Raw genomic sequence first — 22,842 nt, 5'->3', positions numbered from 1 at the left:
CCCCTTGCGGGGCCCGTTCGATCGCACGACGAGGAGCGATCGGTAAATCAGAAGCTGGCGCGGACGCCGACCGAGTACTGGGTGACGTCGCGGTAGCCGGCGATCTCGCCCACTACACCCCAGGTCTTGGTGAAGTTGACCTGGCCGCCGACGGTACCGACCCAGGTGCCCTTGTAGTTGTTGCCGCCATCCATGTAACCGGCCTTGGCCCAGGCTTCGGTCATGCGCGACGGCTTGCCACGGATACCCATGGTGACGCGGCCCAGGTTGGTGTGGTCCTTGCCGTGGTAACGCACGCCGTCGTAGCGCAGGGTCGATTCGGCGTTCTGGCGCACCCAGGCGGCATCGGCGGTGAAGTCCAGGCGGTCGGTCCACGGCATGTGGTAGCCGATACCCAGCTCCGGCTGGTTCAGTTCCAGCTTCAGCGAGTCTTCGCCGTAGTGGCGGGTCTTGCTGGTGCGCGACCAGCCACCGAACACGTAAACCTGCTCGGCCAGCGCGACCGAGCCGCGCAGGTAGCCGCCGTCGACCTTCGGGTCGTCCAGCACGTTGTCGTCAACCTGGACCTGGGTCCAGCCGCCTTCCACGTAGGTGTAGCTCAGGGCGTCGGCCGAAGCCGAGAACGGAGCAGCGGCCAGCAGGGCGGCCACGATCAGGATCTTGCGCATGGGAATTCCTGTGAATTTCAGTCCATTGGCGGGCCTGCCCTCGCGGCTGCCCGTGGCGACCTCATGTCGTCCGCTGCGGATTTTAATGAAAGTTTTACAAAATGCGAGAGACGGCCGTCACAAGCTGGTCTGGCTTGGCCGGGGTCAGAGCCCTTTCCTGCGGAAAGGGATCCGAACCCGGTCATCAGAATGCGAGCCGGCCGAGCCGGCCTGCATCGGGGTCGGATCCGTTTTCCGTCGGAAAACGGCTCTGACCCGTAGCGATTTCGAGAGGGCCGGGGCCAGAGCCCTTGCCTGCGGAAAGGGATCCGACCCCGGTCATCCCCACCCCGTTCAGCACGGGCTGGTACACTAGCCACGCCGGTTTGCCGGTACACAAACGTCTTCAGGGCGGGGTGCAATTCCCCACCGGCGGTAGGTGCGCAAGCACGAGCCCGCGAGCGCCCCGGCCCACGGCCGGGGGTCAGCAGATCCGGTCCAATGCCGGAGCCGACGGTCATAGTCCGGATGAAAGAAGACGGTGCCACAGGGCCTTCGCGGCCCTGCGCCCGCCTGTTTGCCTTGCGGCGTTTTTCGCTCACTTTTCGCGGAGAACGTTACTTGTTTACTGGAATCATCGAGGGCGTCGGCCGTCTGGCCGCACGCGAATCCATCGGCGGCGATGTCCGCTTCACCTTCCATGTCGGGAATCTGCCGTTCGACCACGTGCAGATGGGCGAGAGCATCGCCATCAACGGCGTCTGCCTCACCGTCATCGCGTTCGACGCCAGCAGCTTCCAGGCCGATGCCTCCACCGAGACCCTGGGCCTGACCACGCTGGGCCAGTTGGGCGAAGGGGCGGTCATCAACCTGGAGCGCGCCATGCGCCCGACCGACCGCCTGGGCGGCCATCTGGTCAGCGGCCACGTCGACGGCCTCGGCCAGGTGCTGTCCATCCATGACGACGCGCGGGCCCAGCGCTGGCGTTTCGCCGCGCCGGCCTCGCTGCGCCGCTATATCGCCAAGAAGGGCTCGATCTGCGTTGACGGCGTCAGCCTCACCGTCAACGAAGTGGACGACGACGGTTTTGAAGTCGCCCTGATCCCGCACACCGTGGCCAACACCGCCTTCTCCGCCACCGGCGTGGGCAGCGCGGTCAATCTGGAAATCGATCTGGTGGCCCGTTACGTCGAGCGATTGATGGGTGTGCCGAGCAACGGTCAGCACCCACAGGGAGACGCAGCATGAACTTCGCCCCGATTCCGGAAATCCTGGAAGACATCCGCCTGGGCCGCATGGTGGTCATCGTCGATGACGAAGACCGCGAGAACGAAGGCGACCTGATCATGGCCGCCGAGCTGGTCAAGCCGTCGGACATCAACTTCATGGTCACCCACGGCCGCGGCCTGGTGTGCCTGCCGCTGACCCGCAGCCGCGCCGCCGACCTCGGCCTGGCGCCGATGGTGCAGGCCAATACCGCCCAGTTCCAGACCAACTTCACGGTCAGCATCGAGGCCGCCGAGGGCGTCACCACCGGCATTTCGGCGCATGACCGCGCGCATACCATCCGCACCGCGGTAAAGCCCAATGCCAAGCCGTCGGACCTGCACCAGCCGGGCCACATCTTCCCGCTGATCGCCCAGCCGGGCGGCGTGCTGACCCGCGCCGGCCACACCGAAGCCGGCGTCGACCTGGCCATGCTGGCCGGGCTGGAACCGGCCGGCGTGCTGGTGGAGATCCTGAACCCGGATGGCAGCATGGCGCGCCGCCCGGAGCTGGAAGTGTTCGCCCGCGAGCACGGCCTGAAAATGGGCTCCATCGCCGATCTGATCGCCTATCGCCTGGCCACCGAAAAGACCGTCGAGCGCGTGGACGAGCGCGAGATCGACACCGAATTCGGTCCGTTCAAGCTGGTGACCTACCGCGACCGCATCGCCCACGACCTGCACTTCGCGCTGGTTCGTGGCACGCCGGATGCGGACACCCCGACCCTGGTGCGCGTGCAGGTGGAAAACCCGCTGGCCGACCTGCTGCACTGGCGCCGCGACGACTTCGGCGTGGCGGCCACCGATGCCCTGCGCGCGATCGATGCCGAAGGCGCCGGCGTGATGGTGGTGCTGTCGGCCCCGCGCGACGGTGAAGCCCTGCTGGCCCGCCTGCGTCAGCAGCCGGCGCCGGTGGTGCCGGGCAAGGACAAGGATGTGGGCCAGTGGCGCCGCAACGGTGCCGGTGCACAGATCCTGTCTGACCTGGGCCTGGGCAAGCTGCGGGTGCTGGGCACCCCGCGCCGCCAGGTTGGCCTGGCCGGTTACGGCCTGGAAGTGGTGGAGACGGTCACCCTGTAATGGGGATTGCCGGCCAGCGGCCGGCACTACCGGTGGGTGCCGACCGTTGGTCGGCACGCCCTTGCGCCCCCGCCAGCCACGGCCGGGGCCCATCCACGCTAGAATTACCCCCTTATCGAGTCCCCCAAGCCGCATATGAGCCACTTCGAAGGCGATCTTCGCACTCCCGAATCGGCGCGCTTCGCCATCCTGGCCAGCCGCTGGAATGCCCGCATCACCGACACGCTGGTCGCTGGCGCTCGCCAGAGCCTGGCCGGCAACGGCATCACCGAAGCCAACATCGACGTGATCCGCGTGCCGGGTGCCTGGGAACTGCCGCTGGTGGCCGCGCGCCTGGCCGCCGCCCATGAACACGCCGCCATCCTCACCCTGGGCTGCGTGATCCGTGGCGATACCCGTCATTACGAGCACGTGGCCGACCGCTGCGCCGAGGGCCTGATGCGCGTGCAGCTGGACTTCGGCGTGCCGGTGCTGAACGGCGTGCTGGCGGTGGAACGCGTGGAAGACGCCGAGGCCCGCGCAGGCGGCAGCCACGGCAACAAGGGCGAGGAAGTCGCACTCGCCGCACTGGAAATGGTCAATCTGCTGGAGCAACTGCCATGAACAAGAACACCCAGGGCAAGCCCTCCGGTAAACCCGTCCGCCGCGATGGCGTCGATCCGGTGCTGCGCTCGCGCGCCCGCCGTCGTGCCGTGCAGGCCATCTACGCCTGGCAGATCTCCGGCGGCAACGCCCAGTCGCTGATCGCCCAGTTTGCCCACGAGCAGGCCCGCGAAATTGCCGACCTGGCGTACTTCGAGGCGCTGGTGCACGGCGTGCTCGACAACCGTCGCGACATCGACGAAGCGCTCGGCCCGTACCTGGACCGCGGCATCGAGGAAGTGGACGCGATCGAACGCGCAGTGCTGCGCCTGGCCGCCTACGAGCTGCGCTACCGCCTGGACGTGCCGTACCGCGTGGTGATCAACGAAGCGATCGAATCGGCCAAGCGTTTCGGTTCCGAACACGGCCACACCTACGTCAACGGCGTGCTGGATCGTGCCGCCGTGGAATGGCGCAAGGTCGAATCGGGTCACTGACCCGCCTGTGGTAGTGCCGGCCGCTGGCCGGCAACTGCAGGGATTCTGAGGTTGCCGGCCTGCGGCCGGCACTACCGCCCACCGCGCACGGCGCGGCACGTACAAACGCGGGAGCGCCCCATGTCCCTGGCCGAATTCGCCCTCATCGACCGCATCCGCGCCCGCACCGTCGAGCGCGACGACATCGTGCTCGGCATCGGCGATGACGCCGCGCTGCTGCAGCCGCGCCCGAACGAGCAACTGGTGGTCACCGCCGACACGCTCAACAGCGGCGTGCATTTCCCGGCCGAGACCCCGGCGTTCGACGTCGGCTGGAAGACGCTGGCCGTCAACCTGTCCGACCTCGCCGCGATGGGCGCGCGCCCGGCCTGGTGCACGCTGGCGCTGTCGCTGCCCGAGGCCAGCGAAGACTGGATCGATGCCTTCGCCGATGGCTTTTTCGCCCTGGCCGACCAGCACGACATCGCCCTGATCGGCGGTGACACCACGCGTGGCCCGCTGTCGCTGTCGGTGACCGCGATGGGCCAGGTCTCCCGCGGCCAGGCCCTGCGTCGTGATCGCGCACAGATTGGCGATGACATCTGGGTCAGTGGCACCCTCGGCGATGCTGCCGGTGCGCTGCGCCTGTGGCAGCAGGGCGCATTGAACGTCACCGCCGCCACCCTGCTGGCCGACTACGAAGCCCTGCGCCTGCGCCTGCTGCGTCCCACCCCGCGCGTTACCCTTGGCCTGCGCCTGCGTGCATTCGCGCATGCCGCCGTGGACATCTCCGATGGCCTGCTGGCCGACCTGGGCCACATCGCCGCACGCAGCGGTGTGCGCGCCGAAGTCGACGCCGATGCATTGCCGATGTCGTCGGCACTGCGCGAACTGCTCGGCCGTGATGGCGCCCGTGACTGCGCGCTGCACGGCGGCGACGACTACGAACTGTGCTTCACCGCCGCCGCCGACCAGCGCGACGCGCTGCACTACGTGGCCGAGTCGCTGGACGTGCCGATCACCCGCATTGGCCGCATCATGGAAGGGCAGGGCGTGCACACCGAAGGCCACGACGGCCCGAGCGGATACGAGCACTTCGCCTGACCATGGCCCGGCGCTACCGTGTTGCTCTGGTAGGTGCCAACCTTGGCTGGCACGGATGTGTCAGGCCTTCGTGCCGACACTGCGTCGACCAAGGTCGACGGCTACCAAAGCGGGGCATGGCCCGGGGCTAACGCGTTGCTCTGGTAGGTGCCAACCATGGTTGGCACGGATGTGTCAGGCCTTCGTGCCGACACTGCGTCGACCAAGGTCGACGCCTACCCAAACGCTGGGCATGGCCCGGCGCTACCGTGTTGTCCTGGTAGGTGCCAACCTTGGTTGGCACGGATGTGTCAGGCCTTCGTGCCGACGCTGCGTCGACCAAGGTCGACGCCTACCCAAACGCCGGGCATGGCTCGGGGCTAACGCGTTGCTCTGGTAGGTGCCAACCTTGGTTGGCACGGATGTAACAGCTCTGCGCGCCACCTCTCCGGCGTAACCCTTATACGTGCGGAACAGGCGTGCCACTACGTCGCCGAATCGCTGGGCGTGCCGATCACCCGCATCGGCCGCACCATGGAAGGGCAGGGCGTGCATACGGAAGTGCACGACGGCCCGAGCGGAGACGAGCACTTCGCCCGAGTGCGGCAGGGATTTGTGTCCTGCCGGTACGCGGCTGCGGGCAGGGGGCCATGCTGGCAGCACGGGCGATGAGCATTTAGGAGTCCTCCGAATTCGACGCTGCGCGCTTCGGCTTACAACTATTTTCATAGCGGGGCGTTTGACGCGACGACACACTTCACGCTCCTGAAAACGAGCGGTCCCATGTCACGTGTCGTCCATGTCCTGCTGCTGTGTGCGCTGGCGTTCCCCAGCCACGCCAGCGCACCGCAGATCAATGTCGGCGTCCTCTTCGACTACCTGCAGCCCGGCAGCAGCAACCTGCTCAAACGCATCCGCAATACCGGCGCCAGCACCGCCTACGTCCGGGTGGAAGTGGCAGAGATCGTTTTCGATGCCGATGACAAGCCCGTCGAAGTTCCGGTGGATGCGCCATCGCTGGTGCGCAACGCGCCTGGGGCGCATGGGGTCATCGCCAGCCCCAGTCGCCTGATCATCGCAGGCAACGGCCAGCAGGCCACACGTCTGGTGTATCGGGGCCTGCGCGACGAGGAACGCTACTACCGCCTGCGCTTCGTGCCGGTGGCGCCCAGTGCCGAGGAATTCTCGCTCAGCGAGGAACAGGCACAGCAGGCCGCAGAGCTTTCCTCGGCCATCCGCGTGTTCACCGGCTTCGGCACCGTGCTGTTCATCGCGCCACAACACCCGCGCTATGACACCCGCATCGAGTCCGGCCAGATCCACAACCACGGCAACGCCACCATTGTTCTGGAAAACCTGCGCCAGTGCGAGCGGGCCAAGGTCGACGCCTGTACGCCCGGAATCATCGTGCACGTACGCCCCGGTCGCTCTCACGTGCTGGCGTCTGACGATACGCATTTCATCCGTTACGACCTGAAGGAGGGCGAACGCCAGCGCAGCATAGACAGTCGCCGCTGACCGTTCGTCCCCCACCAACGCCATTGTCCCGCCCGGGCCCGCCAGGAGTCCGATGGGACAGCTTTGCCCTTGTCCTGGCTTTTGTACCCACTCACCCAGGAGTATCTGAATGTCCTTCTTGAAACACGCGATGGCGGCTGCGGCAGTCCTGCTCATCACCCCGGCCGTCAGCTTTGCGGCTACCGAAACCAAATCGATCACCGTCAATGTGTCGGCTGACGTGCCCAACGTTGCCGGCCTGCAGGTGTCCACGCCGGACGGCTGGGAAGGCCTGCCGCAGAATCTGCCGTGGGATACCGCACGCCAGGTGCTCGGCGAACTGACCGGTCGCGTGATCAACGTGAAGTCGCCGGCTGCCATCACCGCCTATCTGTCTGCCCCGGCGCAGATGGCATCGGCCGCGGACGTCGTGGATCTGGCAGTGAAACTGGACAACGTGGTCGTGCCGGCAACGGCCGCCGCCAAGATCACCGTTGCCAACGCTGCCCAGGCCGCATCCGGCAAGTCTCTGGCCTTCGCCATCGCGCCTACCGAACCGGGCGGCGGTTACAAGCAGGGTACTTACGGCGGTCAGTTCCACATGATCTTCGAAAGCGACATCTGACGCCTGCCGAGCTCTGTGCCTTCCTGCCCCACCGCGCGTGCGGCAGGAGGGCCAATGTCATCTATGCGCCTTTCACACCTACCTCCGCGACCGGTTCCGCTGCGACTGGCTGTTGCCATTGCCGCCATGCTTGCTGCTGCCTCGGCGCAGGCGACCGCAGGCGTGCCAGACGCACAGGTCAGCCTGCTGGAGCAGCGCGACCGCATGCCTGCGGAGTTCCGCGAGCATCTGTTCGGCAATCCGCTGACCGTGCGCGTGGAACTGGACGGGCAGTACCTGGGCGACGCCGAAGTACTGCTGCATGAAGACAACCGCGTACAGCTGATCGGCTTCGTCGAAAGCATCGACAGCCCATGGCCGCAGAGCGAGCGCACGCGCTGGGCCGAGCAGCTGGCCGAACCGCTGCCGCTTGGCATATGCGCGCCGCAGTGCCGTGGCCTGGCCGCGCTGCACTACAGTCTGGCCAATTCGCTGCTGAGCCTGTTGACGCCGGCAACTGCCAGTGCGGAACAACGCAACATTGCCCTGCCGGCGTCCGGCAGCCATGGCTTGATCGTACGTAACAGCCTGGCCGTGCATGGCGGCCAGGACCAGCCGGCCAGCGCACGCTACAGCGCTGAACTGAGTGGCAGCATCGGTCTGTGGAGCACGGTTGGCAGCTACCAGTACTACGCCCAACCCGGCAGCACGGAGCACTATCTCAGTGCGTTGCATGCACAACGCGAGCTCGGCGATCATTTCGTCCGCGCGGGCTATTTCCTGCCCACGTTCGAGGGCATCATCCGCCAGCCACGCGCGCCGGGTACGCAGAATGACACCGCACTGGGAGTGATGTTCGGTTCGTCGGATGTACTGCTGGCCGACACCCGCAGCGCCAGCGTCTATCCGGTCTATGTCACCGCCAACCGCGACGGTGTGGCGGAGATTCTGCGCGACGGCAACCTGCTGGCCACACAGGCCGTGAAGCCCGGCGTGCAGGAGATCGACACACGTCGCCTGCCAGGCGGCATCTACGACGTGGTACTGCGGGTCATTGAAGACGGCCAGGAGGCCTCGCGCGAAACCGCCTCGATCCACAAACCCAGCCGTTGGCGTGATCCCACCCGGCGCTGGCGCTACAGCGCGTTCGCCGGCCAGCAGCGCAGCCTGCTCGACAGCGATCGTTCAATGCAGGAGGGCGAGATCGCCGCCGGTGCGGTGGTCAACTACCTGTTGCACCCGCGCGCAGTGGCCGGTGCCACCGTTCAGCAGATCGGCACGCGCCGCGCCACCGGCCTGTCGATGGACTGGCAGGCCAGTGATCGCTTCAGCGCCTACACCAATTTCTACACCTCCAGCGATGCCGGGCGCGGCGTGGACCTGCAGGGACTGTATCGCTACCGTGCCGGCTCGGTGGTCGCCAACCACGCGCGCAGCTGGGCAGAGCAGCGTCATCGGCTGCCCGCCAGCGAGGGTGCGCCGCCACGTTGGGAAACCCGGGGAGGCTGGCAGGACACCACGGCCGTATCGATCACCCATCGCTTCAGTCACCGCGACAATGCGAGCCTGCGCGTGGCCCGCAGTTCCGGCTTCACCCGTGGCACCGGCATCGACGTTTCCTACGGTCGCCGCGAGACCCTGTTCGGCAGGCATGACGTCAACTGGCGTGTCTCGGCCTACGACCGTCCGGGCAGCCGCTTCACCCACTATCGCCGCCAGCGCGGCATCGATCTGACCGTCAGTGTGTCACTCGGCAGCGAGCGCCGCAGCTACAGCGGCAGCCTGGGCAGCCGGACCGGCGAAGCCGGCCAGCGCGACGGCTACGTCACCGCGGTCGCCACCCAGCGTGTGGATGGGAAGATCCTGCGCAGCGTCAATGGCATGGTCACAGCTGAACGCAGCGGCATTGGCGCCGGCGCGGGCGCCTATCTGCAGAGCCCACTGCTGGAAGGCGATGTGCAGCTGTATCGCGGTGCCGGTTCCGGCCACGTTGGCGGCAGCGCCAACCTGGACAGCACCGTGGTGATCGGGGGAGGACATGCTGCCGTGCTGGGCCAGGGGCGCAGCGGCAGCGTGGACACCGGCATCATCGTCGACGTGCGCAGTGACTTCCCCGATGTCACGTTGCGTGCCGACGACAGTCGTGGCGGTGGCGTGCAGCTGCGCCCGGGACGCAACTTCGTTCCGGTCACCGCCTATCGTGCGGGACAGGTGCAGTTCGACTTCCACGGCCGGCACGCACCTGCGGCGGCGCTGCAGCCGTCGACCATCAGCTACCACCTCAACAAGGGCGGCGTGGTGCACACCACGGTGGATGTACTGCGCACCTTCACCGTGATGGGTCAGGTACTGGATGCCGATGGCAACGGCATGCGCGGTGTGCAGGTGATCAACCACGCCGGCCGCAGCGTCAGCCAGGAAGAAGGCTTCTTCACCCTTGAACTCAGCGCACGCGCGCCGGTGGTGGAGCTGCGCTACCCGAACCGGATCAGCTGTGTGCTGACCATGGAGGAGGGCCGCTACCCGCGCGAAGGCGATGTACTGATGGTGGGCGGCATCGGTTGCCCGCCGTCGGTGGTCGCGCACTAGCCCATTGTTCCGACGAACCAGGCAGGTCTAAAGCATGACTATTGGCATCCGGCTGTTCCCGTTGCTGGCCGTAATGGCGGCGTTGCCTGCCACCGCACAGGTGGTGGACGTCAATGTCACCGGTGAATTCAGGCCCAACGCCCTGGATCCGGGCGATACCGCATTCCGCAACACGACACCCCGGGGCACCTTCTGCAACTGGAGGCCGGCCGAATGCGATAGAAACGGAGCCTATATCTTCGATCTCGGCAACCGCGAGTACTGGCGCAAGGAAGGGCCGAGCGACGACACATCAAGGCGTGATACCACCTACATCCGCTTCCCGCCGCCGCGTACGATCACCCTGCAGGAGGTGTCGAGCGGACGCACCTTCGAGGCGACCATCAGCTTTGCGGCGCTGTCCATGCGCATCGACTTCGGTGGTGGCGCCGATCCCTGGTACTACGGCGTCAGTGGAGGTTGCACGACCATCCGCGGCGCCGGTGGGCGTGGATGGTCGCTGGGCGGTTGGGCGGCGCGGACGCCAGCCAGCCCCACCGAGTGCTACAGCACCAACACGCGGTATGCCCGCACCTACTCCTACAGGAACGTGGGGCTCGGCATCCACGTCACCCTGCCCAATGCAATGACGCTGCAGGACGGCCGTTACATGGCCCAGGAAACCTGGACCACCGGCGGCGCCGGGGCCGACATCGATCTGGGCGACAACATCACCGGTGTCGAGGCCGTGCGCATGAACTTCGTGTTCGATGTGATCCACGACTTCCAGGTGCGCTTCGCCACCGAGGCGCCGCGCGTACAGTTGGCGCCCGAAGGGGGCTGGTCGCCCTGGATCGATCATGGCACTGCTCCGGCGAGGCTGCGCCAGGAGCTGCCGTTTCATCTGACCACGTCGATGGACTTCAGCATGAAGCTGCGCTGCCAGCACCACGTCGGCGACCAGTGCGGCATTCATGATCCGCAGGCGGACAAGCAGGTGCCGGTGGAGGTGGACGTCACCCTTCCGGGCATGAACAACCTGCGCGATGGTCGTCCGGCGCAGAACACCGTACTGCTGGCCGATGACGGTCAGGCACCGCGCTTCACGCCCGATGGCTACCTGATGCAGCGCCGTTCGACCCTGCGCTTCACCGCCGGGCGTGACGCGGTGCTGGAGATGGTGAAGACACCGGGCTCGCGCTGGGAAGGAGACATGACCGTGCTGTTCGACGCCAATCCCTGAGCCAGGGACAGGGATTGGCGTGGTCGAGGTGCCGCGGAAGCTGGCTACGCTACCCGCAACTGCACATCCACATACTCGGCCAGCCCACGGCAGGCCAGCAGCAAGCCTTCGCGCACCTCATCGCCCACCTGCTGGTCGGCATCGCCGTCCACGCGTACGCGCTCGATGGCGTGCAGCAGTTCCAGCAGCAAGGTCAGCCCGGCATTGGCGCGGTCGATGCGTGCCATCGCGAAGCCGAAGCACTTGCGACCTTTGTCCGGCCACGGTTGGCCGTCGGCAGCGTCCACCTGGCGGATGCGCTGCAGGCAGCCGAGCAGGGTGATGCCTTCGTCGGCGTGGGCGCGCATCGTGCTGCCCAACGTGGTTTCGAGTGCTTTGGCCAGATCATCCGGCAGGCGTTCGACGGCGTCGCCCAATGTGGCGAGCAGATAGGGATAGAGCGAAGAAGTCATGGCGGCGTCCTTGAGTGCGGAGCAAGGGGCCGCCCTCGCGCTGGGCGAGGGCGGCGGAGGGTGCGTGGTTGCAATACCGGTGGCAAAAGCGCGAAACGCCGGCGGGTACGAGACCCCCACGCACCGCCCGCCATAGGGCACGGACGGATTGCCTGCCGACGCCGCCCAACAAGGAAAGAGCGACGCCGACAGGCAAGCGTAAACAACGCCTTTGCCAAACGGGATTGCAAGCCCGTGCCACCCGTTGTCGGTGGCGCGCCATGATGTGCACGCAGATGCTGCTATACCAATCAGAAAAGTTTCAATTTCGAAAACATTGCAGACGCATATCGAACGCGCTGCGCGAAACCGGAGCACGCCTGCGCGTGCCAGTTGCGACACTTGTTGTAGAAAGCAGATCACCACTTGTAAGCCACGCTCAGGTTCGCCGTCTTGGCGGTGGGGGCATTGGTAGGCTCAAAGGTAATGTTACCCGCCAATCGGGCGTCATCCACATTGAAGTTGACGTCGGTGCGCGTGTTGACCAGACCGATGTCGCGGCCCACCAGCGGCAGGTTGCCATCGCCGCCGATCAGCTGCGCCCCATTGGCCACGGTGATGTCGCAGGTGTTGTCAGCGGCTGCATTGACCCGGATGGCAGCGCCGCGACCAGATTGCAGGGTGGAGTTATCGATGTTCAGACGGATGCGTTGATCCGGATTGACTTCGCCCCAGAGCACCGCGCCGATATTGGATGCATCAACACGCGAGCCGTTGACGATATCCATCTGCCCGAACTGGATCCGCACGCCAACGCCGTTGCCGACATCGCGGCTGGCGACTGGGGCGTCTTCCACGTAGATGGTGGTGACGTTGATGGTCGCCCTGGGGCTGGCAACACCGAAGCCTGCTGCCGAGCCTGCCAAGTCGACGCCGACCGAAAGGCGCTCGCCAGGTGCCAACCCGGCAGTGGTCACTGAGATCGAGCTCTGCGCCAGGATGGCCGGCGTGGTGCCACCATTCAATCCGATGCCCCCCAAAGATCCGGCTTCGGGCCAGAGCGAGATACGCCGAGTCGTTCAGCGTAATGGCTCTCTGACTGGTTCCACTACGGGTTACCACGGCGTCCCAGATGTTTAGCTCGGAGTCGTCATTAGCCACGATCTGCAGCGTCTGCCTACCGTCCACATTCAGGATCGAGCCGATGACGAGGGTCCAGGCCTCGACCGGGTCGCCTGCAGATACGTCGGCGCGCTGGTCGTCCAGATCACCGGCCAGCGCCATGCCGGCTGGGAAGGTTCCCAGGGCCAGCAGCAGGCCGCGTGCTCACCCGCGGTGGACTCGGGCATGGGCTGTCGGTACGCGGTGGCGATGTGCAGCTGCGTGACAGCGTGATCGAGACGCACAACAGTGCCAGCGGACTGGTCGTCAGCGACGGTACCCTGCTGGCCGAGCTGGGCCTGCGCATGGCCTGGTAAACAGCGACACCAGGCCGACGCCGGGGTCGGATCCCAGTGCCCGTGGCAGTGGGATCTGACCCCAAGCGCTCTGGCTGCAGAACCTCCGAGCATGGCTCGGCTCCACCATCGTGCTGAGTTGGGATCGGACATGAACGATGTCCAGGTCTGTCGCGATTGTCCATTGAATGACTACGCCAGCGCTGGCCATGCTGCCCGATCGCTCGCTGACGGTCGCCCGCATGCTTCACCCCGAACGCTCCCACAACGCTGCCATCGATGGCCTGCGTGCCCTGGCCGTGCTGGCCGTCATCGTCTTCCATGCGAACGCGGCGTGGCTGCCCGGTGGTTTCACCGGCGTGGACCTGTTCTTCGTGGTCTCCGGCTTCGTGATCAGCCAGTCGCTGGCATCGCGTGCAGGCATGCCACTGGGCGCGCTGCTGCTCGATTTCTACCGGCGCCGCGTGCTGCGCCTGTTGCCGGCGCTGCTGGTGATGCTGATGGCCACCTTCGTGCTGTCAGCGCTGTTCATTCCCCGCGCCTGGCGCAACGAGCAGTTCGACCAGACCGGCTGGGCGGCGCTGGTGGGTTTCAGCAACGTGGTACTGGCCGGCCAGCAGGATGACTACTTCTCGCCCGGCGCGGACCTCAATCCGTTCCTGCACACCTGGACACTGGGCGTGGAGGAGCAGTTCTACCTGGTGTTCCCGCTGCTGTTCTTCGTCTGGTTGCGCGGCCGCGACCGCTGGCCGTGGTCGCGTGTGCTGTTGCCGGCGCTCACGGTGCTGTCGCTGGCGTGGGCGGCCTGGCAGGCGCAGACGGCCCCGGCGGCGGCGTTCTACCTGCTGCCGTCGCGGTTCTGGGAACTGGCGGCCGGTGCGCTGTTGTACCAGTGGATGAGCGCGCGCGGTCCCGGCAAGCGCAGGGACGCGCTCGCACTGCCCGGCCTGGCGCTGCTGCTGGCGGGCGTACTTGTCGCGCCGCAACTGGCGATGCCGGTGCCGGGTGTGCTGGCCACGGTGGTCGGCACCCTGCTGCTGTTGGCGGCGGTAGCCGGGCATGGCCAATCGCGGGTCGGCCGCGCCCTGGGCTGGGCACCGCTGTCGTACCTGGGGCGACTGTCGTATTCGCTGTACCTGTGGCATTGGCCACTGCTGGTGCTGCTGCGCTGGACCTACGGGCTGCAGGGCGCTGCGCTGTGGCTGTATCCGGTACTGCTGCTGGCCGTGTCGGCCGCGTCCTACCACTGCGTGGAACGTCCGCTGCGCAGCGCGCTGCCGCTGTTGCGGCTGGCGCCGGCGAAGGTGCTGGCGATGGCGCTGCCGGTGTTGGGGCTGTGCGGCGCCGGCGCCTGGGCGACGGTGGAGTACCACGAGCAGATCTCGCTCAGCGTCACCCGCGATGGCTACGCATGGCAGGCGCGTCGCTACCCGGCGTGGCGACCGCTGGAACCGGTGAGCGCACCTGCCCTCGAAGGGCGACGCCTGTTTGTTGTCGGCGACTCGCATGCGGCGGCCTACCGCACGATGACCAGCATGGTCGCGCGACAGACCGGGATGGAGATCCGCCAGGAGGATCGCGGTGGCTGCAGCTTCGTCAATCTGCTGCGGGCCAGCCCGGCCGACTGCCAGGACTTCATCGAGGACAGCCTGTCGGCCATCGAACGCGACGCGCGCCCGGGTGACATCGTGTTGCTGGCGGCGCTGCGCATGCCGGAGCTGCGAGGGTTCGATTGGCAACAACAGGACGCACAGCAGATTTATCGGCAGTTGCGGGCCGAACGCACGCCCGCGCATGCGCAGGCGGCACATGATGAAGCCGAGCGTGTGCTGGGCCGCCTGCAGCGGTTGGGCGTGCACGTGGTCATCGATGCACCGCTGCCGCTGTTCAAGGCCGGGGCCTATCGCTGCTCGGACTGGTTCAACCGTAGCAATCCGGCGTGCGCCGGTGGCCTGAGCATGTCGCGCGCGGATCTGCAGCGGCTGCGTGCGCCGCAGATGGCACTGCTGGCCGAGCTGGCCGCGCGTTACCCGTCATTGACCGTGTGGGATCCGCTGCCGCTGCTGTGCGGACCGGATACCTGCTCGGCCGTGCAGGACGGTGAACCGCTGTTCTTCGACAACGATCACCTGAGCGGCCATGGCAACCGCGTGCTGTTGCCCAGCTTCCGGCAGACCCTGATCGATGTTGCGGGCGACAATCCACTGTAGCGCCGGGCCCGCGCTTGGCTGCTCTCCGTTCCGCTCGGGGAAGCCCGCGCGTCGCGTTGCGAGCCGCGCATGGCTCGGCTCTACCGCCTTCCGCGGCCTATGCCGGCGGCAGCACCTTGCCCGGGTTGAGGATGCCATCCGGGTCCAGCGCGACCTTGATCGCGCGCATCGCCGCCAGCGTTTCCGCGGTGAACGCCTTCGCCATGAAATCACGCTTGGCCAGGCCGATGCCGTGTTCGCCCGACAGCGTGCCACCCAGCGCCAGCGTCAGTTCGAAGATCTTCGGCAGCGCGGCATGCGCGCGCGCGTTCTCGTCGGCATCATCGGGGTGGTAGAGGATGTTGACGTGCAGGTTGCCGTTGCCGGCATGGCCGAAGGTGACGATGGTCAGCGAATAGTCGTGGGCCAGTACCTGCACGCCAGCCACCAGATCGGGGATGCGCGATACCGGTACCACTACGTCTTCGTTGATCTTGCCCGGGGCGACGCTGCGCAGCGCGGGTGACAAGGCCTTGCGTGCGGCCCACAGCTGGTCACGCGCGCGGCCTTCCATTGCCACGTCCAGTGCGATCATGCCGTCACCTTCGGCGGCGGTCGCCAATGCCTGCAGCAGGTAGGGCAAGGTGTCGTGGTCGCCGTCGGCTTCCACCAGCAGCATCGCGCCAGCGTCGGGTACGTCGGCACCGTTGAGGCGCAGCAGCTCCAGGCTGCGTGCGTCCATGAATTCCAAGCGCGTGGGAACGACCGGCTGCGACATCAGCCGCGACACCGCAGCGGCGGCCGCGTCGGCATCGCGGTACAGCACGCGCAGCCCGGCTTGGCTGACCGGCAACGGGGTCAGCTTCAGCGTGGCTTCCACGATCAGTGCCAGCGTGCCTTCGCTGCCCACCAGCAGATGGGTGAGGTCGTAGCCGGTGGCATCCTTGGTATAGGCACCACCGCAACGGATCACCTCGCCGGTGCCGGTCACCGCCACCAGGCCCAGCACGTTGTCGCGGCTGGTGCCGTACTTCACCGCGCGCGGGCCGCCCGCATTGCAGGCCAGGTTGCCGCCGATGCTGCAGATCTCGGCGCTGGAAGGATCCGGTGCCCAGAACAGGCCGTGCGGGGCCAGGGCCTGCTGCAGGGTGCCGTTGAGCACGCCCGGCTGCACGACTGCGCAGCGATCACCGGCGCGGATCTCGATGATGCGGTCCATGCGGGTGAACGACAGCACGATGCTGCCCGGTTGTGGGACGGCGGCGCCGGTGGTGCCGGTGCCGGCACCGCGCGCGACCAGCGCCACGCCATGTGCGCGACAGGCGCGCACCAGTGCCTGCACCTGTTCGATGTCGGCCGGCAGCGCGACCGCCGCCGGGCGCTGGCGGCGCCATGAGTTGTCCTGCGCGTTGGCCTCCAGCGCGCTGTCATCCATGCGCCAGCCCTCCGTGCCCAGCAGGGCGGACAGTTCGGCAACCAGGGCAGCAGGCAGTGCGGTACTCATGACGGATCTCGCGGGGCAGCAGGAGCGGGTTGGATCAGTTTCCAGGCGACAACGGCGCCGGCCAGCGGCAGCCACACCCAGCGCAGTTCGGAGAGCAGCGTGGCCAGGCCGCGCGCGCTGAAGAATTGCGGTGCAAACGGTGAAACCCGGATCGGTCGCCACGGTGCGAAGAAGCGTTGTTCACTCCACGGCCAGGCCAGCGCGACGCCGAGGCCGCCGGAGGTCATCGCATCCAGCAGTGGATGGCTGGCGGCGCAGACGAAGACGAATACAGCGGCTTGTACGGTCGATGCCACCGTTGGCCCTGCCTTGGTAGGTGCCAACCTTGGTTGGCACGAAACCGCCGACCAAGGTCGGCGACTACCGGAGCTGTGCTGCTCCGACCAAGGTCGGCGACTACCGGGGCTGTGTGGGGCCGACCAAGGTCGGCGACTACCAAAGAACGCCAACGCCGCCGCCAATGCCGCCAGCACTCCGGCAAACAGCAGCGAATGGCTGGCACCGCGATGGCCGAAGGCATCCGCATAGGGAATGTGCAGCGCAAAGGCCAGTACATCGGCATCGGGCAGCATCGCGGCGATCACGCCTGCAACCAGCAGGCGCGGCGGGATGCGGCCGCGATCAGCGGCGCACCACAGCGCCAGCGGCACAGCAGCATGGGTGATGATCGAAGGCATCAGTCACACACCATGGTAGTGCCGGCCAGGCTGCGCTCTGGCGGGGGCCAACCTTGGTTGGCACAGACGCGCCGACCAAGGTCGGCTTCTACCAAGGCGGACAGCACACATCAGCAATCATCCAGCCGGAATGCGTCACGCAGCCAATGCAGCTGCGGCGGTTCGCCACTGGCTTCCACCACGTCGAAGCGGCAGGGCGCATTGGCCAGCGCGGGGTGGTCCTGCAGGTACAGCTGCGCGGCGTGCGCCAGGCGTCGGCACTTGCGCACATCCACCGAAGCGGCACCGCCACCGAAATCCGATCGCGCGCGATAGCGCACCTCCACGAACACCACGATGCCGGCATCGTCCATCACCAGGTCCAGTTCACCGCCGCGATAGCGCACGTTGCGTGCACGCGGCTGCAGTCCGGCCAGTTGCAGGTGCTGCTCGGCGGCGGCTTCCACCGCCGAGCCCCGTTGGCTGCGCTCAGCGACCACCGACGATCGGCATCGGCCGGCCGCCACTGAAGGTCGACCATGCCGGCTGGCGCAGGATGTTGCCATTGCTGTCCAGGAACAGGGTGCCGGTGGCACCGTCCAGGCCGCCTTCGTTGGACAGCTTGTCCAGGTAGGCGGTGATCTTCCAGGCGTCGGCACCGAAGGCGAACAGGCGGCCGGCCGCACCGCGTGCGCTCGGCAGGGTGCTGGCCACCTGGCTGGCCGATGGCAGGCCGGACACGCTGCGCACGTTCCAGGCTTCGTTCGGGTAGACGATGCCGTCCAGCGCCACGTCTTCTTCCACCTTGCCGCTGCCGACGGTCAGCTGCGAGGTGCCGACGCGGGTCGCGCTACCGGCACCGGCCAGCGCCAGCTGCGGCGCCAGCAGGCGGGCCTGCGGCGCACGCACGGCGAGGAACACGGCATCGACCTGGCCGGCGTTGCGCACCTGGGCGCTGACGTCGCCCACCGCATCGCTGACGCCGACCGTGGCCATGACCTGGCCACCGCGCTGGGCGAAACGCTGGGCGAAGGCGGCGGCGGCACGGCGGCCGGTGTCGTCGGCGCTGTTGATCACCAGCGCCTTGCCGCGCTCGCGGCCGCGCAGGTACTCGGCCGCGACGATGCCATCGTCTTCCGGTGCCAGCGAGAAGCCGGCGCTGCCGGCAGGCGGTGCGTCCTTGCCGCGGTTCAGGGCCAGCACCGGCACCTGCAGCTGCTGGCGGCCGTACACCGCGTCCACTTCGTCGCGGCCCAGCGGGCCGACCACGAAGTCGGCACCGGAGGCAACGGCCTTGTCGTAGGCGGCGAGGGCGCCGGCCGGGGTGCCGGCGGTGTCGAAGAAGTTGATGTCCGGGCGGCGGCGGCTTTCACCGTAGTAGGCGCTCAACAGGCCATCGCGCACCGGCTGCGCGGCGGTGGCCAGGCGGCCGCTGAGCGGCAGCAGCACGGCCAGCTTGGCCGGCGGGCGGTAGCCGTCGCTCATTGCCGGCGGGCGCTTGCTGGTGTCGAACTGGGCCGCGCCATCGCGGTCGAACGGGCGCGGCAGCGGCAGGCCACGCGCGATCAGTGCGCGGCCGGCGAAGTTGTAGAGCGGGTCGTTGGCCGGCAGGGCGGCGGCGCGGCTGCGCAGGGTGGCGTCGTCGAGGGTGCCGAGCAGGCCGGCAATGGCGGCCTGGTTATCGCTGCGCGCACTGCCGGTCAGGCTGGCATGGGCGCGGGCGCGCTCGGTGGCGGCGCCGAAGGCATCGCCGGTGCCCTGCAGGGCGCCGGCACGGGCCAGGTACCAGCGCGTACGCAGGGCTGGCAGCACGTTGTCGCCATGGTCCTTCAGCAGGGCCAGCGCCTGCGCCGGCTGCTTGTCGGCCAGGGCCAGCTCGGCACTGGTCAGCTGGTAGCGCTGCAGGCTGGCGCCGGACAGCTGGCGGGCGGTGAGCTGGCCGAGCAGGCTGCGCGCGCGGGCACTGTCACCGGCGAGGTGCCAGGCCCAGGCCGCATCGGCCAGTGCGTTGCTGCGGGCACCGCCACGCAGCGTGGCAGCCAGGCCTTCCAGCTGCAGTGCGGCGTCGCGCGGCTTGCCCTGTTCGATCAGCGCCAGCGCCTGGCCCTGGGCCGGCGAATCGGGGGTGCTGGTCAGGCTGGTGGTGGCACAACCGGCCAGCAGCATCAGCGACAACGACAGGGCGGAGATCCGTGCGGCGGGCTTGTTCATGTTCGGGTCCATGCGATGAGGGCAGCGGCCTTGGCCGGGTACACGCTACGATTCTACCCTTGCCCCGTGAGTACCGCTGAAATGAGTGTCCCAACCCTGTACGTCGTCGCCACCCCGATCGGCAACCTGGCCGATCTGAGCCCGCGCGCGCAGGAGGTGCTGCGCTCGGTGGCGGCCATCTGTGCCGAGGACACCCGCCGCAGCGGCCAGCTGCTGTCCCATTTCGGCATCCAGCAGCCGCTGGTGGCCCTGCACGAACACAACGAGGAGGCGCTGGCGCAGCGCCTGGTCTCGCGCCTGCAGGCCGGCGAGTCGCTGGCGCTGGTCAGTGACGCCGGTACGCCGCTGGTCAGCGATCCCGGGTTCCGCCTGGTGCGTGCCGCGCGCGCGGCGGGGATCAAGGTCAGCCCGGTGCCCGGCGCCTGCGCCGCCATCGCCGCGCTGAGCGTGGCCGGCCTGCCCAGCGACCGTTTCAGTTTCGAGGGCTTCCTGCCGGCCAAGGCCAGCGGCCGCCGCGACCGCCTGCAGGCGCTGGCCGGCGAAGTGCGCACGATGGTGTTCTACGAATCCTCGCACCGCATCGCCGAATCGCTGGCCGACATGGCGGCGATCTTCGGCGGCGAACGCCCGGCGGTACTGGCCCGCGAGCTGACCAAGCTGTTCGAGACCGTGCTCGATGGTGACCTGGCGGGCCTGCTGGCGAAGGTCGAGGCCGACGACAACCAGCGCAAGGGCGAGTTCGTGGTGATGGTGCAGGGCGCGGGTGATGACGAACAAGCGCAGCTGGCGCATGGCCGCCGCGTCTACGCGAAGCTGAGCGAGCACCTGCCGCCGTCGACCGCCGCCAAACTGGCCGCGGAACTGACCGGCGCGCCGCGCAAGGCGTTGTACGGTAGTTGATGGATTGCTGCAGCCACGCATGGCGTGGCGCTACTGCAGTAGATCCACGCCATGCGTGGATGGATGAACCGGACGCCGCGATCAGCACGGCAGGAAGGACCTGCGTACGCTAGAATATGCGCTGGCGGAGCCGGCCAGACAGTCGCGTCATCCCTTCGGGGGTGCCGAGGAAAGTCCGGGCTCCATAGGGCAAGGTGCCAGGTAACGCCTGGGCGGCGCAAGCCGACGGAAAGTGCAACAGAAAGATACCGCCTACGTCTTCTTCGGAAGGCCGGTAAGGGTGAAATGGTGCGGTAAGAGCGCACCGCGAGTCTGGCAACAGACCGGCACGGCAAACCCCACCTGGAGCAAGACCAAATAGGGATCCTTTGGCGCGGCCCGCGTTGGATCCGGGTAGGTTGCTTGAGCGTTGCGGTGACGTAACGCCTAGAGGAATGACTGTCCACGACAGAACCCGGCTTATCGGCCGGCTCCGCCTCCTTCTTCTTCCACGCATGGCGTGGAGCTACCGTGATTGCGGGGTCGGATCCCTTTCCGGAGGAAAGGGATCCGACCCCATGCTGTCCTCAGCCCGGCGTGCGGTACTGCCCGGCGGAAATGAACTGCGAGAAGCGCTCGCACCACACCACCACCGTGGTGTAGTCGTCCACGTCCACGTTCGCGGGCACATCCACCAGGAAGCGGTTGAAGGTCTTCACCTCGCCGATGCGCTGGGCCTGCGCCTTGATCTTCAGGAAGTCGGCCTTGTTGTCGACGAAGTCGCGGACCAGGTAGACCTTGTAGTCCGGGCCCGGTCCCATCTTGCCGTCGAAGGCAACCTGGGTGGCGCTGACGCTGACCTTGCCTTCGGCCCAGTGCACCGCGTCGCTGCCTTTGAGGTCGCGACGGAAGGTGGTGCGATAGGTGGCGTCGTTCATCGCGGCCTGCACCTGCGTGACCGGCGGGTCATCGGGGGCGATCAGGATCGGCAGCAGATAGATGCCCAGGCCGAAGCCCAGGCCGAGAGCAAGCAGGTGGGTGGCGAACAGGATGAGAATGCGACGCATGGGGCCTCCTTGAGGGTTGTGGTCGATTGCGCGGCGCGATGCCGGGCGCGACCACCCTGGGAGGTCAGGGGCGACATTTATAGACACAGTGTCGATTGCGAAAAGGGCACAGTCGGCTGGCTGTGATGCTGAAACCGCTGTGGCGCGGACGGATCGCGGTCGCGGCTGGAAGCTGAATGACGTTTCAGGCCCGCTGCGATGACGACTGCCGTCGCGTGGATCGCGACAGCACGCTGCGGGTAGTGCCGGCCGCTGGCTGGCAACTTCATGCTGCATCCGAAGATCCAGAGGTTGCCGGCCAGCGGCCGGCACTACCCCCCCCGCCAAGAGCATCCGGCCAAGGGCCGTCATGACCGGGTCAGAAAATGACGTGGCTCTGGCCGCTGGGAGCGCCCTGCGGGCCGAAGCGGCGTTCGTGGATCTCGCCATGGCCGTCGGCGTCGATCAGCAGCACGGTGCTGGCGCGGGTGCCGTAGTCATCGCCACGGATGAAGGCCGGGCTCAGCCAGCGCTCGCGTTCCAGGCCGATGCCGGTGTCGGGCAGGTCGCTGTCGGCAGGGCGGTGTTCGTCGGCCAGGGCATTCCAGAGTGGGGTCAGGTCCGGGGTCAGATCCCTTTCGCCGTGCGAAAGGGATCTGACCCCGTCCTTTTGCAGCCAGGCTTCAAGGGCCGCCATCAGCCGCCGGGTCTTCGGCCAGGGCGCGTCCAGCGCGCCGTTGGACATGCCGTGCACGCCCGGGCCGAGGGTCTGCCGTTCGGCGGGATGGTTGCCGAGGTACTCCAGGCTGTCGCTATCGGCCAGCAACAGATTGAACGGGGCATAGGCGCCAGCCACGGTCGCCAATCGGTCGATATGCACAGCGGCCGGGTCGCGGCCGCGCAGGAAGTCGGCCACCAGCGCGCCCCGCGACGGGCCGGTCTGGGCCGCCAGCGGGTCGCGGACGTTGGTGACCACCGCCATCCGGCCCGAGGCGCCAACCCCGGCCCAGCCACCGCCGGAGCGCAGGTCGCGCCCGCCGATGACGAACGTCTCATCCTGCCAGGGGGCCAGCGCCGCCGTCGGGCGGGCGTGGAACTCATCACGGTTGCCGGTCATCACCAGCCGCCAGCGCGGGTGGTGCATCCAGCCAAGAGCGAGCAGGCACATGGCCTCATTGTGCACGGTTTGCGCAGTCCGGCGCCGTTTCCGGCCCGTTCCGGATGAATGCGCGGCCGATGTTTCACGCCCTCTCCACGCCCCTGAACTTCCGTTCAATCTCAAAAATTGAGACGGATCAGCAACTTGTGGATAAGCCTTGAACAATTCTCTAAAGGTTGTTGCAAGCCATTGATGCGGCTGGCGATTTCCCCGCTGAAAAGTTGTTGACAACCCTCGGCCCGCTGCTAAGGTGGGCATCAGAGGG

21 protein-coding genes, 1 other RNA gene and 1 riboswitch are annotated in these 22,842 nt (G+C 67.4%); of the genes, 13 read left to right on the top strand and 9 right to left on the bottom strand.

Annotation, left to right across the window (positions count from 1 at the left end; translation table 11 throughout):
- Window positions 1-47: 47 nt before the first annotated feature.
- Window positions 48-668, bottom strand: a complete 621-nt coding sequence (locus AC5QAB_RS11385) for a hypothetical protein (protein WP_014645920.1) — start codon at window positions 666-668, stop codon at window positions 48-50.
- Window positions 669-1,045: 377 nt separating this feature from the next.
- Window positions 1,046-1,191, top strand: a riboswitch (FMN riboswitch).
- 77 nt (window positions 1,192-1,268) lie between these two features.
- Between AC5QAB_RS11385 and AC5QAB_RS11380 the strand changes: the two genes are divergently transcribed.
- The 9 genes from AC5QAB_RS11380 to AC5QAB_RS11340 all read left to right on the top strand — a co-directional run bounded on the left by AC5QAB_RS11380 (window position 1,269) and on the right by AC5QAB_RS11340 (window position 11,045).
- The gene (locus AC5QAB_RS11380) at window positions 1,269-1,895 is read left to right on the top strand and encodes a riboflavin synthase (protein WP_014645921.1); all 627 of its coding nucleotides are present in this window, start codon (window positions 1,269-1,271) and stop codon (window positions 1,893-1,895) included.
- Entirely contained in the window at window positions 1,892-2,992 is a 1,101-nt protein-coding gene (ribB, locus tag AC5QAB_RS11375; protein ID WP_014645922.1) for a 3,4-dihydroxy-2-butanone-4-phosphate synthase, read from the top strand. Before AC5QAB_RS11380 ends, ribB begins: the two co-directional genes overlap by 4 nt.
- A gap of 135 nt (window positions 2,993-3,127) precedes the next feature.
- On the top strand, window positions 3,128-3,595 hold the full coding sequence (gene ribH / locus AC5QAB_RS11370; protein ID WP_005408061.1) for a 6,7-dimethyl-8-ribityllumazine synthase: 468 nt from the start codon (window positions 3,128-3,130) through the stop codon (window positions 3,593-3,595).
- On the top strand, window positions 3,592-4,071 hold the full coding sequence (nusB, locus tag AC5QAB_RS11365; protein WP_005415268.1) for a transcription antitermination factor NusB: 480 nt from the start codon (window positions 3,592-3,594) through the stop codon (window positions 4,069-4,071). Before ribH ends, nusB begins: the two co-directional genes overlap by 4 nt.
- A 120-nt stretch (window positions 4,072-4,191) precedes the next feature.
- Complete coding sequence (thiL, locus tag AC5QAB_RS11360; protein ID WP_197561895.1) at window positions 4,192-5,154, top strand: thiamine-phosphate kinase; 963 nt, start codon at window positions 4,192-4,194, stop codon at window positions 5,152-5,154.
- A 762-nt stretch (window positions 5,155-5,916) separates the two neighbouring features.
- The gene (locus tag AC5QAB_RS11355) at window positions 5,917-6,651 is read left to right on the top strand and encodes a CS1 fimbrial subunit B flags: Precursor (RefSeq protein WP_099841901.1); all 735 of its coding nucleotides are present in this window, start codon (window positions 5,917-5,919) and stop codon (window positions 6,649-6,651) included.
- Between the two features lie 109 nt (window positions 6,652-6,760).
- Window positions 6,761-7,255, top strand: a complete 495-nt coding sequence (locus tag AC5QAB_RS11350) for a CS1 type fimbrial major subunit (RefSeq protein ID WP_025876629.1) — start codon at window positions 6,761-6,763, stop codon at window positions 7,253-7,255.
- 126 nt (window positions 7,256-7,381) lie between these two features.
- Window positions 7,382-9,823 (top strand): TcfC E-set like domain-containing protein, encoded by a 2,442-nt coding sequence (locus AC5QAB_RS11345; RefSeq protein WP_495233394.1) that lies wholly within the window; start codon window positions 7,382-7,384, stop codon window positions 9,821-9,823.
- Between the two features lie 34 nt (window positions 9,824-9,857).
- Window positions 9,858-11,045 (top strand): hypothetical protein, encoded by a 1,188-nt coding sequence (locus tag AC5QAB_RS11340; protein ID WP_107379107.1) that lies wholly within the window; start codon window positions 9,858-9,860, stop codon window positions 11,043-11,045.
- A gap of 44 nt (window positions 11,046-11,089) precedes the next feature.
- Here AC5QAB_RS11340 and AC5QAB_RS11335 read toward each other — a convergent pair whose 3' ends face one another.
- On the bottom strand, window positions 11,090-11,497 hold the full coding sequence (locus tag AC5QAB_RS11335; protein WP_495233393.1) for a hypothetical protein: 408 nt from the start codon (window positions 11,495-11,497) through the stop codon (window positions 11,090-11,092).
- A gap of 398 nt (window positions 11,498-11,895) precedes the next feature.
- Window positions 11,896-12,501: a hypothetical protein gene (locus AC5QAB_RS11330; protein WP_197561897.1), complete on the bottom strand. Its 606-nt coding sequence runs from the start codon at window positions 12,499-12,501 to the stop codon at window positions 11,896-11,898.
- A 297-nt stretch (window positions 12,502-12,798) separates the two neighbouring features.
- Here AC5QAB_RS11330 and AC5QAB_RS11325 point away from each other — a divergent pair, with 297 nt between their 5' ends.
- Window positions 12,799-12,954, top strand: a complete 156-nt coding sequence (locus tag AC5QAB_RS11325) for a hypothetical protein (protein WP_157804317.1) — start codon at window positions 12,799-12,801, stop codon at window positions 12,952-12,954.
- 167 nt (window positions 12,955-13,121) lie between these two features.
- The gene (locus tag AC5QAB_RS11320; RefSeq protein ID WP_197561898.1) at window positions 13,122-15,143 is read left to right on the top strand and encodes an SGNH hydrolase domain-containing protein; all 2,022 of its coding nucleotides are present in this window, start codon (window positions 13,122-13,124) and stop codon (window positions 15,141-15,143) included.
- 97 nt (window positions 15,144-15,240) lie between these two features.
- Here AC5QAB_RS11320 and AC5QAB_RS11315 read toward each other — a convergent pair whose 3' ends face one another.
- From AC5QAB_RS11315 to AC5QAB_RS11300, 4 genes are all read right to left on the bottom strand, one after another.
- Window positions 15,241-16,626, bottom strand: coding sequence for an FAD-linked oxidase C-terminal domain-containing protein (locus tag AC5QAB_RS11315; protein WP_197561899.1), 1,386 nt, complete (start codon window positions 16,624-16,626; stop codon window positions 15,241-15,243).
- Window positions 16,623-17,303, bottom strand: a complete 681-nt coding sequence (locus AC5QAB_RS11310) for a metal-dependent hydrolase (RefSeq protein WP_495233392.1) — start codon at window positions 17,301-17,303, stop codon at window positions 16,623-16,625. Before AC5QAB_RS11310 ends, AC5QAB_RS11315 begins: the two co-directional genes overlap by 4 nt.
- 110 nt (window positions 17,304-17,413) lie before the next feature.
- Entirely contained in the window at window positions 17,414-17,782 is a 369-nt protein-coding gene (locus AC5QAB_RS11305; protein WP_495233391.1) for a YraN family protein, read from the bottom strand.
- Complete coding sequence (locus AC5QAB_RS11300; protein WP_197561901.1) at window positions 17,772-19,493, bottom strand: penicillin-binding protein activator; 1,722 nt, start codon at window positions 19,491-19,493, stop codon at window positions 17,772-17,774. The genes AC5QAB_RS11305 and AC5QAB_RS11300 overlap by 11 nt, the downstream gene beginning before the upstream one ends.
- An 81-nt stretch (window positions 19,494-19,574) precedes the next feature.
- Between AC5QAB_RS11300 and rsmI the strand changes: the two genes are divergently transcribed.
- Together rsmI and rnpB are read left to right on the top strand one after the other, a co-directional pair.
- Entirely contained in the window at window positions 19,575-20,393 is an 819-nt protein-coding gene (rsmI, locus tag AC5QAB_RS11295) for a 16S rRNA (cytidine(1402)-2'-O)-methyltransferase (protein WP_014645933.1), read from the top strand.
- A gap of 126 nt (window positions 20,394-20,519) precedes the next feature.
- An RNA gene (gene rnpB / locus AC5QAB_RS11290) (RNase P RNA component class A) lies at window positions 20,520-20,871 on the top strand.
- A gap of 88 nt (window positions 20,872-20,959) precedes the next feature.
- On the opposite strand, the gene AC5QAB_RS11285 is transcribed toward rnpB, so the two are convergent.
- The gene (locus AC5QAB_RS11285; RefSeq protein ID WP_049405822.1) at window positions 20,960-21,439 is read right to left on the bottom strand and encodes a DM13 domain-containing protein; all 480 of its coding nucleotides are present in this window, start codon (window positions 21,437-21,439) and stop codon (window positions 20,960-20,962) included.
- A 358-nt stretch (window positions 21,440-21,797) separates the two neighbouring features.
- Window positions 21,798-22,586: an NRDE family protein gene (locus tag AC5QAB_RS11280; protein WP_495233390.1), complete on the bottom strand. Its 789-nt coding sequence runs from the start codon at window positions 22,584-22,586 to the stop codon at window positions 21,798-21,800.
- Window positions 22,587-22,842: the final 256 nt, after the last annotated feature.

Source organism: Stenotrophomonas sp. YJH_SMC_127 (genome assembly GCF_059372445.1).
Note: the sequence above shows the minus strand (reverse complement) of the source record. Positions and strands in the feature narration are given on the sequence as shown.